Here is a 15,478-nt window from a genome sequence, read left to right on the forward strand (position 1 = left end):
TGCCATAGAATAGCAATGGGAATTTTAAGCTCTATTTAAATATAAATGCATAATTTTATTAATTCACTACCTAAATACGCTGCCAGCTGATGAATACAGGATTTCAAAATAAGGCCTATGGAAAGAATTTTTTCTATAAATATTATAGGATCATCGTTATTCCGGTCGTCTTTTTAATTTATTTGTCTTCTTACTATTTTTTGAATCCATACCAGGATTTCGACCAGGATACCGTATTGGTTATCGACTGGACAGTAGATATATTTGTCATTCTGGTCTATTGTGCCGTACTCACTGAATTGAGCTTGTTTGTAGGGCGCAGTTTAAATTACTGGATCAGCTGGGATCAGAAACCCATCTTTAGGGCCTTTGCACAATTTATATGCATCATCATTGGAAATATTATTATAAACTACTGCTTTTCATATTTATGGCAGTGTATTTATTCATGGACTCCTTTAAAAGAAAGCGAACTGGTGCAGATATGGCAGTCCAATATATTCGCAGCCATCCTGTCGCTTTTTATAAGCTTTATCCATACGGGCATATTTCTGCTCAATCGATGGCGGTTTACCTCCGAAGAAGCGTCAGAACTGAAAATTAAGGCATCTGAACTTCAGGAAGCAGCCGCGCGATCTGAACTGGAATCCTTAAAGTTACAGCTTGATCCGCATTTTATCTTTAATAATTTCAGCACCCTTACCGAACTCATTCACGAAGACCAGCAGGCAGCGGCAGCATTTCTGGAAAATATCACAAGGGTTTACCGCTACATGATTTCCAATTTAAATAACGATACCATCAGCGTGAAAGAGGAATTGGAATTTTTGAATGCCTATTTTTATCTTTTAAAAAAACGCCTGGGTGATAAGGTCGCATTGAAATTACAAATAGATATGGCTATGCTGGATCTTCATTTGCCTCCTTTGACCTTGCAGCTGCTGGTAGAAAATGCTATAAAACACAATATGGCAACATTATCAAGTCCCCTTACAATTTCTATTTATTCGGATCTTGGGGATATTGTGGTGAGGAATAATCTGCAGCCAACAGCAGGGAAAAGCCTTATTTCAACTGGCGTAGGCAATAAAAATATTGTCTTTAGGTATAAAATACTCCACGACCGGATGCCGGTCTTTTCAGAATCGAACGGTTTTTATTGTGTAAGGCTGCCTTTAATATAAACAATATGAAAATTCTAATTATAGAAGACGAAGTCATTAATGCTGCCCGTCTTAAAAGACTGCTCGAGGAACTGGAACCTGATTGTGAAATTTTAGCGGTAATTGACACCGTTAAGGAAGCAGTGCTGTGGCTGAAAAACAACCATGTGCCTGATTTAATCACAATGGATATCCGTCTGGCTGATGGACTGAGTTTCTCTATTTTCGACCAGGTGCAGATCAGCTCGCCGGTTATATTTACAACGGCTTATGATGAATACGCCATAAAGGCTTTTAAGGTTAACAGTATTGATTATTTGATGAAGCCCATTGAAAAAAATGAGCTTGAGCATGCTTTGAAAAAATTTAAGGCAATGGCAAAAAACGATAACAGTGCAACCGATATAGCAGGACTGCTTAAAGGGTTTATGCATAGGGCGGTGTTCCGAATGCGTTTTTTGGTAAACTACAGGGACGGCTATAAAAGCGTGGATGTTGCAGATGTCGATTTTATTTATTCCGAATTTAAAATAAGCAATTTGTTTCTTAAATCAGGAGAGATTATTCCCGTTTCACAGACCATGGAAGAACTGGAGCAGGAACTGGATCCCGATGTTTTTTTTCGTGCCAGCAGACAGTTTTTTATCCGGGCGGAAAGCATCAGGTCTATTTCCAATTACTTTAATGCAAAGCTTAAAATACAGCTTAAGCTCGATCCGGAAAGAGAGGTGGTCATCAGCCGTGAAAAAGCCCCGGTTTTTAAGCAGTGGATGGACCGCTGATAAGATTCTCAGAAATCATTTAAGAGTGCATATCCTACTATTGGGGCAATGGAATAGCCGTTTGGGTAATACTTCTGCACATTTATTTTTAGTCTTGGTTTAGTTTTGTAAAAGCACATTTGTGCAGTAGGCCTTATCGGCATACCGTTTTTACATCTAAATGATCATGACAAAGTATACCTTGAAAACATCTTTGAAATTTAAGGAGTACCTGCAGATTGTAGGACTCTGGATTAGCGCTTTTATTTTCTATATCATTATGACCTACAGCATAGTGGATATTTCTTTTTTCCGCACTGAAGGATTTAATGTTAAGGACTTTTTAGTAGCGGAAATCACCGGAGCTTTTTTTGTCGGATTATTTATGGGGACCAATCTTTTCCTGCTGCAGGAATTTCTCTACCCGAGGTTTTTTCGAAACTGCGGCATCCTGCTTACCACCCTGCTGAGATCTTTTCTTTTTTTAATTAGCTGCTTTATCGGTCTTTTAATAATTATCGAACTGGATAAAGAGCAGCTCATCGCAATAGATGATTTACTTGAAATGCACCCTGATGCCAAGTGGGGGGTGAGTTTTACTTTTTATTGCCTGGCAGTTCATGTGTTTATCACACTGCTTCAGGCTTTTAAAAGAAGGCTTGGCAAGAGCTATTTTAAAAGTTTATTGATTGGAAATTATAGGGTTCCTGTAGTGGAATACAGGGTTTTTATGTTTCTTGATATGAAGTGTTCCGCGGCAGTGGCTGAAGATGCCGGGCATTATAATTACAGTCTTTTGCTTCAGCAGTGTTTTTCGGACCTTTCAGAACTCCTGGCTCAATATGATGCTGAAGTATATCAATATGTGGGTGATGAAGCGGTGCTTACATGGAAGGTGGGGCAGGGTTTCAAAAGGGAGAAATGTACAGCGATATTTAAAGCTTTTACCGCTGGATTATTGGAAAAAAAAGAGTTTTATCAGGCAAGGTTCGGTTTGGTTCCAAAGTTTAAGGCCTCCCTCAACGAAGGGATGGTTACCGTTGCTGAAATAGGCAGGGTAAAAACCGAAATTGCCTATCACGGGGATGTGCTCACTACGGCAGCCAGGGTAAGGGATCTTTGCAGTGATCAGAAGGCGGATCTGCTGGTAACGCATTCTTTTTTTGAGCAGCTGCCATCCCTTGAAAAGAAGAACTTCTCCATGATCCAAACAGCCGTTCTGCGGGGTAAAAAGAAGTCTGTGCCTATTTATAAATACTGCCCCTGAATATCATTATTGCACTTTTAGTGATTCCCGGCAAGCCTTTTTTTCTCAGTTCTGGTTTTGTTCGTTTCAGCATCAAAAAAATACGCTTGGGTAAACTTCTCTAAACTAAAGGGGCTTTCTGGTTGTTATTTTGTCATCAAATTCAGTGTATTCATTAAAATGAAATAAAAATGACAAAACAATTTTTCCAGAATAATAAGACAATCACTAAGGTGGTTATGTTATTGATTATCATCAGCATTTCTTCGTGCGGCAAAGGCGGCCAGGGAGCAGATGCCTACGGGGTTCCGAAACCGGAAGTAGATTTCTTTCAGGCGCAGTCCAAAACGGCCGATGTACAAAAAAAATACCCCGGAGTTATTGAAGGTGCCGTTAATGTAGATATAAAAGCACAGGTTTCAGGTTATCTTGAGGCTGTATATGTAAAGGAAGGGGACTATGTAGCAAAAGGACAGTCGCTTTTCAAAATTAAGTCGGATGTTTTCGCCGAACAGGTCAACAGCAGCCGTGCCGCTTATAAGAGTGCCCTGGCAAACCTTGCCAACGCCAGATTGGAGGTTGAAAAAATTAAACCTCTTGTTGAAGGCAGGGTATTCTCTGAAATGCAGCTAAAGACCGCTCAGGCATCTCTGGAAGCAGCCTCTGCCCAGGCAGCACAGGCCAAAGCTGCATTAGGATCTTCACAGCTTAACGCAGGTTTCTCTTTAATAAAAGCCCCGGTAAGCGGTTACATCAGCCGTATTCCAAACCGTGTGGGTAATTTGGTTACTCCCTCTGACGCAGTGCCTTTAACGATTCTTTCGGAAATTAATACCGTATTTGTTTATTTCTCACTCAGCGAAGCAGATTACCTTTCTTTTCTAAAAGATTCCAAATCAAATCAGTATGTCAGCCTGGTTCTGGCTGATGGCAGCCTTTATGAACATCAGGGGAAACTCGAGACGGCAAGCGGTAATATCGACAGGTCTACCGGTACCATTTCCCTAAAAGCAGTCTTTGCCAATCCTAATAAACAGCTGCGCTCAGGCGGTTCAGCCAGGATTATACTCAACAGCAGCCTCTCATCGGTCATTACCGTGCCAATGGCAAGTGTAAAGGATATACAGGATAAGTTTTTTGTTTTTGTGCTGGGCAAAGGAAATAAAGTTGCCATGAAACCAATTGAAATTGCTGGCAGTGCCGGAAGTGACTATTTTGTGAAAAGCGGTGTAAAAAGCGGGGACAGGATCGCACTAAATGGGATTGATGCCTTAAATGACGGTATGGAAGTAAGGGCGATAGTCGGTTCGGCAGCTGTAAGCAAAAAATAATTTTAGTTAATATAAATAACATTTTCCATGTTAAAAAAAATAATAGACAGGCCTGTATTGGCTACGGTTATCTCCATTGTATTGGTGATATTGGGTATCATAGGTCTTAGCAGATTATCGGTAACCAGGTTTCCGGATATTTCGCCTCCGACCGTTATGGTGAGCGGATCTTATCCGGGAGGAAACAGTGAAACCGTTATACGTTCAGTGGTAACACCTCTTGAAGAACAGATTAACGGTGTAGAGAATATGCAGTACATTAAATCTACTGCCAGCAATGATGGGACATTTTCGATCAGTGTTATTTTCAAACAGGGAGTAGATCCTGACCAGGCGGCTGTAAATGTGCAGAACAGGGTGCAGCAGGCTACCCCAAAACTTCCTCAGGAAGTAGTAAAAATGGGGCTTACAACCTCAAAGCAGCAAAACAGTATGATTGTTATTTTCAATCTTTACACAGAAGATAACAAAAAATATGATGATTTGTTTTTACAGAATTATGCCAACATCAATCTGGTTCCACAGATAAAACGTGTGCCCGGAGTGGGACAGGTACAGATCTTCGGACAGAAGGACTATTCGATGAGAATATGGCTTGACCCTCGCAAAATGGCCAATGCAGGCCTGGTGCCATCAGATGTAACAAGAGCTATTGCAGACCAGAGTCTGGAGTCTGCTCCGGGGAAATTCGGGGAAGAATCAAAGGCAGCACTGCAGTATGTGATACGCTATAAGGGAAAGAAAAACAAGCCCGAAGAGTATGAAAATATTGTGGTTAAGACCGATGGCAGCAATATTTTAAGACTTAAAGATGTGGCCAGAGTTGAATTTGGTTCCATATCCTACAGCGGGGATAATAAATCAAGCGGGAAAAATGCCGTTACAATGGCAATTCTGCAGACATCGGGCTCCAACGCAAATGAAATTGAAATTGGGGTAAATGCAGAGGTGGAAAGATTATCCAAATCCTTTCCTCCGGGAATTAAGTACGTCGGTGTGATGAGTACAAAGGATAAGCTCGATGAAGCTACAGGACAGGTAAAATCTACGTTACTGGAAGCTTTTATACTGGTTTTTATTGTGGTCTTTATATTCCTGCAGGATATCCGTTCTACCATCATTCCGGCTATTGCCGTACCGGTAGCCATTGTGGGAACATTTTTCTTCCTGCTGGTTTTTGGATTTACCATTAACATACTGACACTTTTTGCCTTGGTTCTGGCCATTGGTATTGTAGTTGATGATGCCATTGTAGTGGTTGAAGCCGTCCATAGTAAAATGGAAGAGGATTCCAGTCTTTCAGCCAAGCAGGCCACCCACAGCGCTATGGCAGAGATCACCGGAGCCGTTGTTTCGATCACCCTGGTGATGTCGGCAGTATTCATACCGATTGGTTTCATGACAGGATCATCAGGTATTTTCTACAAACAGTTTGCTTATACACTGGCCATTGCAATTATCATCTCGGCGATAAACGCTCTTACCCTTACACCTGCATTATGTGCACTTTTGTTAAAGAACAGTCACAGCGAAAAGCATGGGGATACTCATCAAAAAACAGGATTCAAAGAGCGTTTTTTCATCGGGTTTAATTCCAGCTTTAACAACCTGACCGGTAAATATATTAAAGGAGTTCGTTTTCTTATTTCAAGAAAATGGCTTGCAGGAGGCATTGTAATGGGGATAAGCGCCATAGCGGTATTTATGATGATGTCAACTCCAAAAAGTTTTGTGCCAATGGAAGACGACGGTTTTATGATTTACAGTTTATCGATGCCGCCAGGTACGGGTCTGGACAGGACTACAGAGGTGGTCAAAAAAATTGAAAAAGAACTTGCATCGGTAGAGGCTATTGATAATAATACTACCATAACCGGTTTCAATATCCTGAGCAACAGTGCCAGTCCTGCCTATGGATTTGGTTTTATAAAGTTAAAGCCTAAAAAACAGAGAGGAGCCGTTAAGGATATCGATGAAATCCTCAATATGGTCAGCGGTAAGCTAGCTGTTATAAAAGAAGGCTCGGTAATGGTGTTAAGGATGCCTCCTGTTGAAGGATTTGGAGTCACCAGCGGTGCCGAAGTGGTGCTTCAGGACAGGACTGCACGTGATCCGGCGACGTTGAAAGCTATGACTGATAAAGTAATCGGACAGCTTATGCAGCAGCCGGGAGTACAGTACGCCTACACAACTTTCAGGGCAGATTATCCGCAGTTTGAACTTGAAGTTGATGAAGAGAAAGCGGGACAGATGGGAGTTAATGTGCGCGAATTATTAAATAATATCCAGACCTATTTTGCCGGTGATCAGTCGTCGGATTTTACAAGATTTGGAAAGTTTTACAGAGTGAATGTAAAGGCTGATGGGGCTTTTAGAACCGATCAGGATGCTTTCAATGAAATATTTGTGAGAAATGCCAAAGGGGAAATGGTGCCTGTAAAATCTCTTGTGACACTCCATAAAGTTTACGGACCAGAATCGGTGAACCGTTACAATCTGTATAATTCGGTTAATATCACAGCAGTGGCCCTGCCGGGATTCAGCAACGGAGAAGTGATGACAAATCTTGAAAAGGTTCTCGACAAAATGCCTTCTGATTACAGCTATGAATGGACAGGATTGAGCCTTGAGGAAAAAGCAGGAGGGAATCAGACTATTGCCATATTTGGGTTATCGCTTCTTTTTGTTTTCTTTTTACTTGCTGCACAGTACGAAAGTTATCTGCTTCCTCTGGCCGTACTTCTTTCTATACCGACAGGTATGCTGGGAGCCTTTGCTGGCATTAAAGCAGTTGGGTTAGATAATAATATTTATGTACAGGTCGGACTCATTATGCTGGTGGGGCTTCTGGCAAAGAATGCGATACTTATTGTAGAATTCGCCCTTCAAAGGCGATACACAGGGCTTTCTATTGTAGAATCCGCCATAGAAGGCGCAAGATCAAGATTAAGGCCTATTATCATGACTTCCCTGGCTTTTATAGTGGGAATGATACCGCTGATGTTTGCCTCTGGAGGTACCGCAGTGGGGAACAGATCCATCAGTATCAGTGCGGCAGTAGGAATGTTCAGCGGAGTTGTTTTGGGAATTTTTGTAATTCCGTTACTTTTTATCGTCTTCCAGTATCTGCAGGAAAAAATGACGGGTAAAAAATTTTTAAATCAAAATTAAAGGAACAATAATGAAAATAATATATAATGTAACAGTCACTCTATTTGCAGGACTTTTGCTGGCATCCTGCGCGGTAGGTAAAAAATATTCCAGAGCAGAATTTAATGCTCCCGGAAAATATCGTGAAGAGATAACCGTGACGGCAGATACCATTTTAATGCCGTGGAGGAATTATTATAAAGATCCTCTTCTTGCTGATCTGATAGAAAAAGCCCTTGTTAAAAACAACGAGGTTCTTATTGCAGTGAAAAGTATGGAGCAGCTGGATTTGAACTACAGGCAGGCAAAATTGTCCCTGCTTCCAACCCTTGATTTTGATGCTGGAGCCAGCCGCGCTTACCAGTCTAAAAATTCATTGAATGGTTCACTGAGCGCGCAGTTTACCAATAAAGATTATCTGGATGATTACAGTGCAAATCTTCGTCTGGCATGGGAGGTGGATATATGGGGAAAGGCGGCCATGCAGAAAAGAGATGCCAAGGCAATTTACTTTGCCCAAAAAGAGAATCTTTCTGCCTTGAAAACCAGGATGATAGTTCAGGTAGCGCAAGCCTATTATAACCTTCTGGGCCTGGATGAGCAGCTGAAGATAGCACAGCGCAATATCGAACTTACCGAGAGTACACTTGGCATGATGAAATTGCAGTACAGCTCAGGATCGATAAGCTCGCTGGCGGTAAACCAGACAGAAGCCCAGAAAAAAACGGCAGAATTATTAGTTCCTCTGGCCAAAGCAAACATAGCGGTTCAGGAAAATGCACTGAAGATTTTATGCGGCGAATATCCGGATACCGTAGCGCGGGCTGGGAACTTAAATGCATCGGAATCTCAGGTGGATATTCCGGCTGGAATTCCAGCTTCGCTTTTGAGCCGCAGACCCGATGTCAAAGCTGCCGAATATGCTGTTATGTCTGCCAATGCGAAAACGGGACTGGCAAAAGCTACGATGTATCCGACACTTAGTCTGAGCCCGTCTGTTGGAATTAATTCTTTTGAATTTGATAAATGGTTTAATTTTCCGGGATCAGTTACCAAAACAATAGCGGCTAATCTCGTGCAGCCTATCTTTAAAAAGCGTACCCTAAGAACAGCTTATCAGGTTGCGGTACTGGAGCAGGAAAAAGCTGTTATCAGTTTTAAACAGTCCTATATAACGGCTGTTGGAGAGGTAAATGATGCCATGTCCAGATTAAAATATGCCGATGAGCGTATCAAACTGGCAGCTGAAAAATCAATTTCACTGGAAAAGGCAACAGCCGATGCAGGACTGCTTTACAAAAGCGGGATGGCAAATTACCTTGAAGTGATCACGGCACAAAACAATGCCCTTCAGAATGAACTGGATGTAGTAGCTATAAAATTAGAAAAATTAAATGCTGCTACAAACCTGTATCGTGCTTTAGGCGGGGGCGTAGAGTAAACATGTTTAAATTAATCCATCATCTTTTTCCCAATGTGAAAAGGTGATGGATTTTTTTTTGGACCTTTTTTTAAGAGCATAAATGTTATATTAACTATGGACAAAGTACAATTTACCCGGGCTGATCTCTATAATTTAGTTTGGAAATTTCCAATTGCCCAGATAGCAAAACATTATGATATCTCGAGTATTTCAATAAAAGATGCCTGTCATAAAATGCAGATTCCCCTTCCCGGGAGCAGGCAGCTTTTAAGGCTTAAAAACAATAAAAGCAGTATACCTAAACTTAATGAAGATTATCAGGGAAGCAATCAGATCGGGATTTTAAGAAAAACGTATGAGAGCCGCCTGCGCAGAATAGCGAATCTTACTCCCTTGCTTAAATTGATTAAAACCATAGAAGATGATCCGCATGCTCCGGTACATGTGCCCAAGAGAATCAGCAGACCATCTGCCGTGATACGTAAAACACAATCTTACTGGCAGAATAAGGAATCAAGCAGCTGGAATCAAAATGACCTTAAAGAGGTTCTTTATCTCAATGTAGAAATAAAAAATATCCCCAGGGCACTCCTGTTTATGGATGCGCTCATTAAGCTGCTTCAATACAGGGGACACAGCTTTGAGAAGAATACCGATAAGACAGGCGTAGTTCTGATCCATAAGGAAATTGAGATTGAAATTGACCTGAGAGAAGGTTTAAAAAGGATTCCCCCAAAGATTTTTCAGGAAACTTCCCAGTACATCAGCACCGGGGTTCTTATTGTGCAGATCAGAAAGGATTCTTATAAAAAAGAGTGGCGTGACGGCAGGAGTTCTCTGGAAAGCAGCCTTGTGAGCATCGTAGCTAATCTTGAACTTATCGCCGCTGAAGAGAAGCAGTGGAGGGAAGATTGTGGAATTAATTCAGGCGAATCATAAAAAAACCATTTAAAACAATAGCCGGAAATTTGCTTTTCTTTTTAAATTTGTCCGATTCATTATTTTTGAATTTTCAATACTTTAATTTTCAAATTGCTGGTTTTCGTTATCTTTAAGGTATGACATATTGATCAGAAGGATAAGGAAAGAAGGGTCATCTTCAAATCCTTCCCTGATTTTCTGAAAAGCGATGCGCATTTGTGATTCTACTGTTTTTACTGAAATATCTAATTTTTTGGCAATTTCTGCGTACTTCAATCCCTCAATTTTATTGAGCTGTAATATTTCTTTACAGCGCGGTGGAAGTGAATTTACAATATTTATCAGTTTTGCTATTCTTCGCTCAATAAGTTCGCTGTCATCATCAATGGAATCACGGAGTGCTTTTTCTTTTAAGTCTTCAAAAAAGGAATCAGTGCGTTTGGATTTATTGTAATGGTCAATAAAGGCATTATAAGAAACAGTATGCAGGTAATTTTTAATAGATTTTATAAAAGGAAGCTTTTTACGCTGTGTCCATATGGTAATGAAGGTCTGCTGTACGATATCTTCGGACAATTGGAAGTCATTGGTAAAAGTATTGATATAAGCTACAAGGGGTTTGTAATGGCGATTAAATAGTTCCTCAAAAGCACCATTGTCATCCTGCTTTATAGCTTCTATTAAAATTAAATCGGTCATAGTTAAATCTGTGTTCTGCAAATGTGCAAATTTTTGGCTAAAACAAAAAATCAATGTAGAAATAATATACATTTAACGTATATCAAAAAAAAACAATAATTTTTTAAGGGTTTTTACCCATAACAATGTCTTTATAATATAACCTAAAATATTTGGTAATTTGAAAGCTTTGATTTTAAAATATCTGACAAATGAAATTAGCCCTTCCGAGTTAGAGTTACTTCGCAAATGGCTTAAAAAATCGGACAACAGGACTGTTTTTCAAAATTACATTCGTGATGCTTATCTTTTAAACAGGTCCCTTGATTCTGTGCAGTTGGATACTTCCTTTAAAAAAGTGTGGCAGCAAATACAGCAGCAGGAAAAACCGGTCAGGAAATTATTTAAAAAGAAAGCTAAATATGCCCTGGCGGCATCAGTGGCACTGCTGGTTTCTTTAGCCGCATTTTTCTTCAGCCAACAAACATCCGTTATTGATAAAGGCAGCCAGACCATTGTAAACAATATCATTAAAGTTGGCACTGACAAGGCAACCCTTACCACAGAGGACGGACGCACAATAGTGCTTGAAAAAGGAAAAACATACAGGTCGAAAAATATCGTATCTAACGGCACTGAGCTGGTCTACGGCACAGAGGGTGTATCAGCAAATAAAGCTGTCTTCAATTACTTAACCGTTCCAAGGGGAGGGGAGTTCTTCCTCAAATTAGCAGACGGGACCAAGGTCTGGATGAATTCCGAGTCGCAGCTCAGGTATCCTGTAGTATTTACGGAAGGGGAAACCCGAAAAGTAGAATTGGTATATGGAGAAGCTTACTTTGAAGTTTCGCCAAGTTCGCTCCACAAGGGGGACAAATTTAAAGTTTTAAATAAAAAACAGGAAATTGAAGTGCTCGGTACAGAGTTTAATATCAAGGCCTATGGTGATGAAAGTGCAATTTACACTACCCTTGTTAAGGGTAAAATATCGCTCAAAGCCGGAAATACTGCCAATATCCTGACCCCTGACCATCAGGCGGTATTGGATCTGAAGCTCAATAAAGTCCAGATCAGGGAAGTTGACGTATATAATGATACAGCCTGGAAAGAAGGCATTTTCACCTTTGAAAGCAAACCGCTTTCAGAGATTATGAAAGTCCTTTCCCGATGGTATGATATGGAAGTTTCCTATGGTAATGCGCAGATTGAGAATACCCGATTTAATGGAACCTTAAGAAAAGACCAGAAAATTGAAAATGTGCTGGAAACCATTAAAAGTTTTGGGATAATCAAAGAGTATAAGATAAAAAACAAAAAGATAGAATTAAAATAATCTAACCAATTATAAAGAAGGGAACGGAGTCAAACATTTGCGGTGGCTGAACTCCGATCCTTCACTTGAGTATTAACTAAAACCAATGTATAATTAACACCAGAACAAAATTATGAAAATTAAACTAATTGTGGTCGTTTCGCATGCGCGAAAACGTCTGCTGATGACCATTATGAAAACATTTATATTATTATTCTGCACGACAGCTTTCGGATTCAGCTCCGGGAATGCTTTTTCTCAGGAAAAAATAAGCATTGATAAAGATAAATTAGTTAGTGTGGATGAAGTTTTTAAGATCATAAAAAAACAGACCAAATATCTTTTTCTCTATCCTGATGATTTGTTCATCGACAGCCCAAAAGTACAGCTTAAAAAAGGAAAGATAGATCTCAATCAGCTGTTGAACCTAAGTATTCCAAAGAGCGATTTCAATTTTGAAGTTTCCAAGGATCATACTATCCTGATTAAGAAGAAGCCTAAAAAGCTCGGAAGCCTTGATGTGCAGAAAAAAACCAGGCCGATAAGCGGTATCGTGACAGACTACAAGGGGTACGTTATCCCCGGGGTTAATGTTCATGTTAAAGGGGACAGCGAATTTAAAGTGACTGATTTTGACGGGAGTTATACAGTATTAGCTTCTACTGGTGATATTATTATTTTTTCCTATCTGGGCTTTATTACCCAGGAAATTACAGTAGGGGACTTGGACAGGTATAATGTTAACATGAAAGAAGATGTCAGCAACCTGGATGAAGTGGTACTGGTAGGATATGGCAAAACAACACAGAGATACAATACAGGATCTGTATCAACACTGTCCAAAAAAGACATAGAAAGACAGCCTGTATCCAATGTCTTAAAGGCATTGGAGGGAACTATTCCCGGGGTGGATGTTGTAAACTCAGGGGGATATGCCAGCAGTCAGGTACAGATTACCATTCGTGGGAAAAAGGACCTGTACAGCCAGTCAAGTCCCAGTACGCCGCTGTATATTATTGATGGAATACCGCTCATTACCAGTAACGGCGATTTAAACAACGCCGGTGTTAATCAAAATTCCTTTTTTGGATCAAACGGTGCACAGAGTCCGCTTTATTTTATAAATCCGCAGGATATTGAGAGTATCAGTATCTTAAAAGATGGTGATGCGACTGCTATTTATGGTTCACGTGGTGCTAATGGAGTTGTTTTGATTACTACCAAAAAGGGGAAAGACGAAAAAGCCACCTTGACCGTGAGCACTTTTACCGGCCTTCAGATGCGCCCAAAAAAGACAAAGATGCTCAACACGCAGCAATACCTTGAGATGAGGAATGAAGCCTTAAGCAATGATGGTATTGTTCCGGATGCTAGCAATGCGCCTGATTTGTTCCGTTGGGACAATAACAGGTATACGGACTGGCAAGATGAACTGGCCTCGGGATCGCGCACTACGGATTTCCAATTGTCCTATGCAGGAGGCGACCAGTTCAATAAATTCAGGTTCAGCGGAGGGTTTCACTCAGAAACACCGCCGATAGCCAAAGGTTTCAGAAATGATTTTAAGGACAATCGTTTGTCGGGACTGTTCACCTTTAATCATGCTTCAAGGGATAAGAGATTTAATACCTCGCTGATGCTCAATTATGCCTACACTAATACAGAACTTCCGGGGGCAAGTACTTACGCTTTTGATATTGCGCCAAATGCTCCGCGTATCCTAGATGACAAGGGGAAACTAAATTGGTCAGAATGGGGAGCCGGTGAATTCGGACAGGATTTGATGCCTTATAATTTTCAGAGTTTTTTCCAGCCCTATGAAAGTGATACCAGGAACTTTATGGCCAGTTATGATTTGAGCTATAAGATTTTTGACAGCCTTGAAGTTTCATCAAGTTTTGGCTATTCCACAACCGATCAGGGTCAGATAGCACTGGTGCCGGCTTCTTCGCAGGGATCACAGCCTGAATTATACCAGAATATTACCCAGTTTGGAAATAATAAATTCAGAGGCTGGATCGTAGAGCCCAAAATCACCTATACCACTGCAATATCGAGAGGAAATCTGGATGTAATGGCAGGAATAACCCTGCAGGAGAACATAACAGAGGGTAATACCATACAGGCCAGGGGATTTGTAACCGAAGCCCTTATGCGGGATCTGCGCAGCGGGGTAATTGGAGATGTAGGTTCTAATTATGCCCAGTTCCGTTTCGCCAGTTATTACGGCAGGCTTAATTACAACTGGGACGGAAAATACATTGTAAACCTTACTGCCAGATCTGATTATTCATCACGTTTTAAGGCAGGAGGACAAATGGGTAGCTTTGGTTCTGCAGGTGCAGCATGGATCTTTACCGAAGAAGAATTTTTAAAGGGGGGCAAATTTCTGAGCTATGGTAAGCTGCGCGGAAGTTACGGAACTACGGGAAGCGCCGCTTCGGGAGACTACAAGTACATAGAATTATGGGAATCCGTAAATACCTACGGAGGTGTTCCTGTGCTGAACCTTATACAGCCCTACAACGAAAATTACAGCTGGCAGGTAAACAAAAAAACGGACATCGGACTTGAACTGGCGTTCTTCGACAATGCAGTGAATCTGAATGCATCGTGGTACAAGGAGCGTTCTGACGATCAGCTGTTGGACATTCCTTTGGCTGGTTTTACCGGCTTTTCAGCTTCGACCGTGCCTGGCAATGTGCCGGCAGCAGTTGAGAATACGGGATGGGAATTTTCCCTAAGCAGTTTTAATATCAACAGGGAAAACTTTAAATGGAGAAGTAATTTCAACATCAGTATCAATAAAAATAAAGTAGCGGCATTTCCAAATCTTGAAGATTATCCTTCCTACCAATACAATTATGTTGTGGGGAAACCGACAAACGTTGTGTTTTTATTAAAATCAAAAGGCGTTAATCCCGATAATGGAGAATATATATTTGAAGATCTTAACAATGATGGGGTAATAGATGGCAATCCGGGTTCACAGGACATGTATGCAGTAGACCTGACACCTGAATTCTATGGTGGTTTTCAGAACACGCTGGAATATAAAAACCTGGAACTGAGTTTTCTTTTTTCATTTAAAAAACACAGGGGATTTTATGGTATTTCAAATAATGAGACCCCGGGAACAGCTTTAGTAAACCAGCCTGTAACGGTGCTGGACAGATGGCAGAAACCAGGAGATATTACCAATGTAAGGGCTTTTACTACCATTAACACACTTGATAATTTTTTGTTTTTAAGTTCAGACGGCAATCTTGTGGATGCCTCATATATAAGACTTCAGAATCTTTCGCTTTCTTATAAGATACCCCAAAAGAACGCCGGGGCAAGTCCGGCTCTGGATGTAAATATATTTTTAAGGGGACAGAACCTTTTTACCATAACATCCTACAAAGGGGAAGATCCTGCCTCTCCAAGCCGTTATGTAAATGGTTTCCCTGCACAGAGCATTTATACGATGGGAGTTAATTTTTCATTTTAG

10 protein-coding genes are annotated in these 15,478 nt (G+C 40.7%); 9 read left to right on the top strand and 1 reads right to left on the bottom strand.

The features are described from left to right. The first annotated feature begins 89 nt into the window (after nucleotides 1–89). From AAEO57_RS10035 to AAEO57_RS10065, 7 genes are all read left to right on the top strand, one after another. A complete protein-coding gene (locus tag AAEO57_RS10035) occupies nucleotides 90–1,184 on the top strand; it encodes a sensor histidine kinase (protein ID WP_341692139.1) in 1,095 nt (364 codons plus the stop codon). 5 nt (nucleotides 1,185–1,189) lie between these two features. Beyond that, nucleotides 1,190–1,945 (top strand): LytR/AlgR family response regulator transcription factor, encoded by a 756-nt coding sequence (locus AAEO57_RS10040; protein ID WP_341692141.1) that lies wholly within the window; start codon nucleotides 1,190–1,192, stop codon nucleotides 1,943–1,945. A gap of 166 nt (nucleotides 1,946–2,111) precedes the next feature. Continuing rightward, the gene (locus AAEO57_RS10045; RefSeq protein ID WP_341692143.1) at nucleotides 2,112–3,191 is read left to right on the top strand and encodes an adenylate/guanylate cyclase domain-containing protein; all 1,080 of its coding nucleotides are present in this window, start codon (nucleotides 2,112–2,114) and stop codon (nucleotides 3,189–3,191) included. A gap of 218 nt (nucleotides 3,192–3,409) precedes the next feature. Further along, complete coding sequence (locus AAEO57_RS10050; RefSeq protein ID WP_341692224.1) at nucleotides 3,410–4,501, top strand: efflux RND transporter periplasmic adaptor subunit; 1,092 nt, start codon at nucleotides 3,410–3,412, stop codon at nucleotides 4,499–4,501. 27 nt (nucleotides 4,502–4,528) lie between these two features. Then, nucleotides 4,529–7,672 (top strand): efflux RND transporter permease subunit, encoded by a 3,144-nt coding sequence (locus tag AAEO57_RS10055; RefSeq protein WP_341692145.1) that lies wholly within the window; start codon nucleotides 4,529–4,531, stop codon nucleotides 7,670–7,672. Between the two features lie 10 nt (nucleotides 7,673–7,682). Further along, on the top strand, nucleotides 7,683–9,092 hold the full coding sequence (locus AAEO57_RS10060) for an efflux transporter outer membrane subunit (RefSeq protein ID WP_341692147.1): 1,410 nt from the start codon (nucleotides 7,683–7,685) through the stop codon (nucleotides 9,090–9,092). A 96-nt stretch (nucleotides 9,093–9,188) separates the two neighbouring features. Further along, nucleotides 9,189–10,013 (top strand): hypothetical protein, encoded by an 825-nt coding sequence (locus AAEO57_RS10065; RefSeq protein WP_341692149.1) that lies wholly within the window; start codon nucleotides 9,189–9,191, stop codon nucleotides 10,011–10,013. An 81-nt stretch (nucleotides 10,014–10,094) separates the two neighbouring features. Here the strand turns inward: AAEO57_RS10065 and AAEO57_RS10070 are convergent, their stop codons facing one another. After that, nucleotides 10,095–10,715, bottom strand: coding sequence for an RNA polymerase sigma factor (locus tag AAEO57_RS10070; protein ID WP_341692151.1), 621 nt, complete (start codon nucleotides 10,713–10,715; stop codon nucleotides 10,095–10,097). Nucleotides 10,716–10,854: 139 nt separating this feature from the next. On the opposite strand from AAEO57_RS10070, the gene AAEO57_RS10075 reads away from it, so the two are divergent. Continuing rightward, nucleotides 10,855–12,006: a FecR family protein gene (locus AAEO57_RS10075; protein ID WP_341692153.1), complete on the top strand. Its 1,152-nt coding sequence runs from the start codon at nucleotides 10,855–10,857 to the stop codon at nucleotides 12,004–12,006. A gap of 112 nt (nucleotides 12,007–12,118) precedes the next feature. Next, complete coding sequence (locus AAEO57_RS10080) at nucleotides 12,119–15,478, top strand: SusC/RagA family TonB-linked outer membrane protein (RefSeq protein WP_341692156.1); 3,360 nt, start codon at nucleotides 12,119–12,121, stop codon at nucleotides 15,476–15,478.

The organism is Flavobacterium calami, assembly GCF_038290035.1.
GTDB lineage: Bacteria > Bacteroidota > Bacteroidia > Flavobacteriales > Flavobacteriaceae > Flavobacterium > Flavobacterium calami.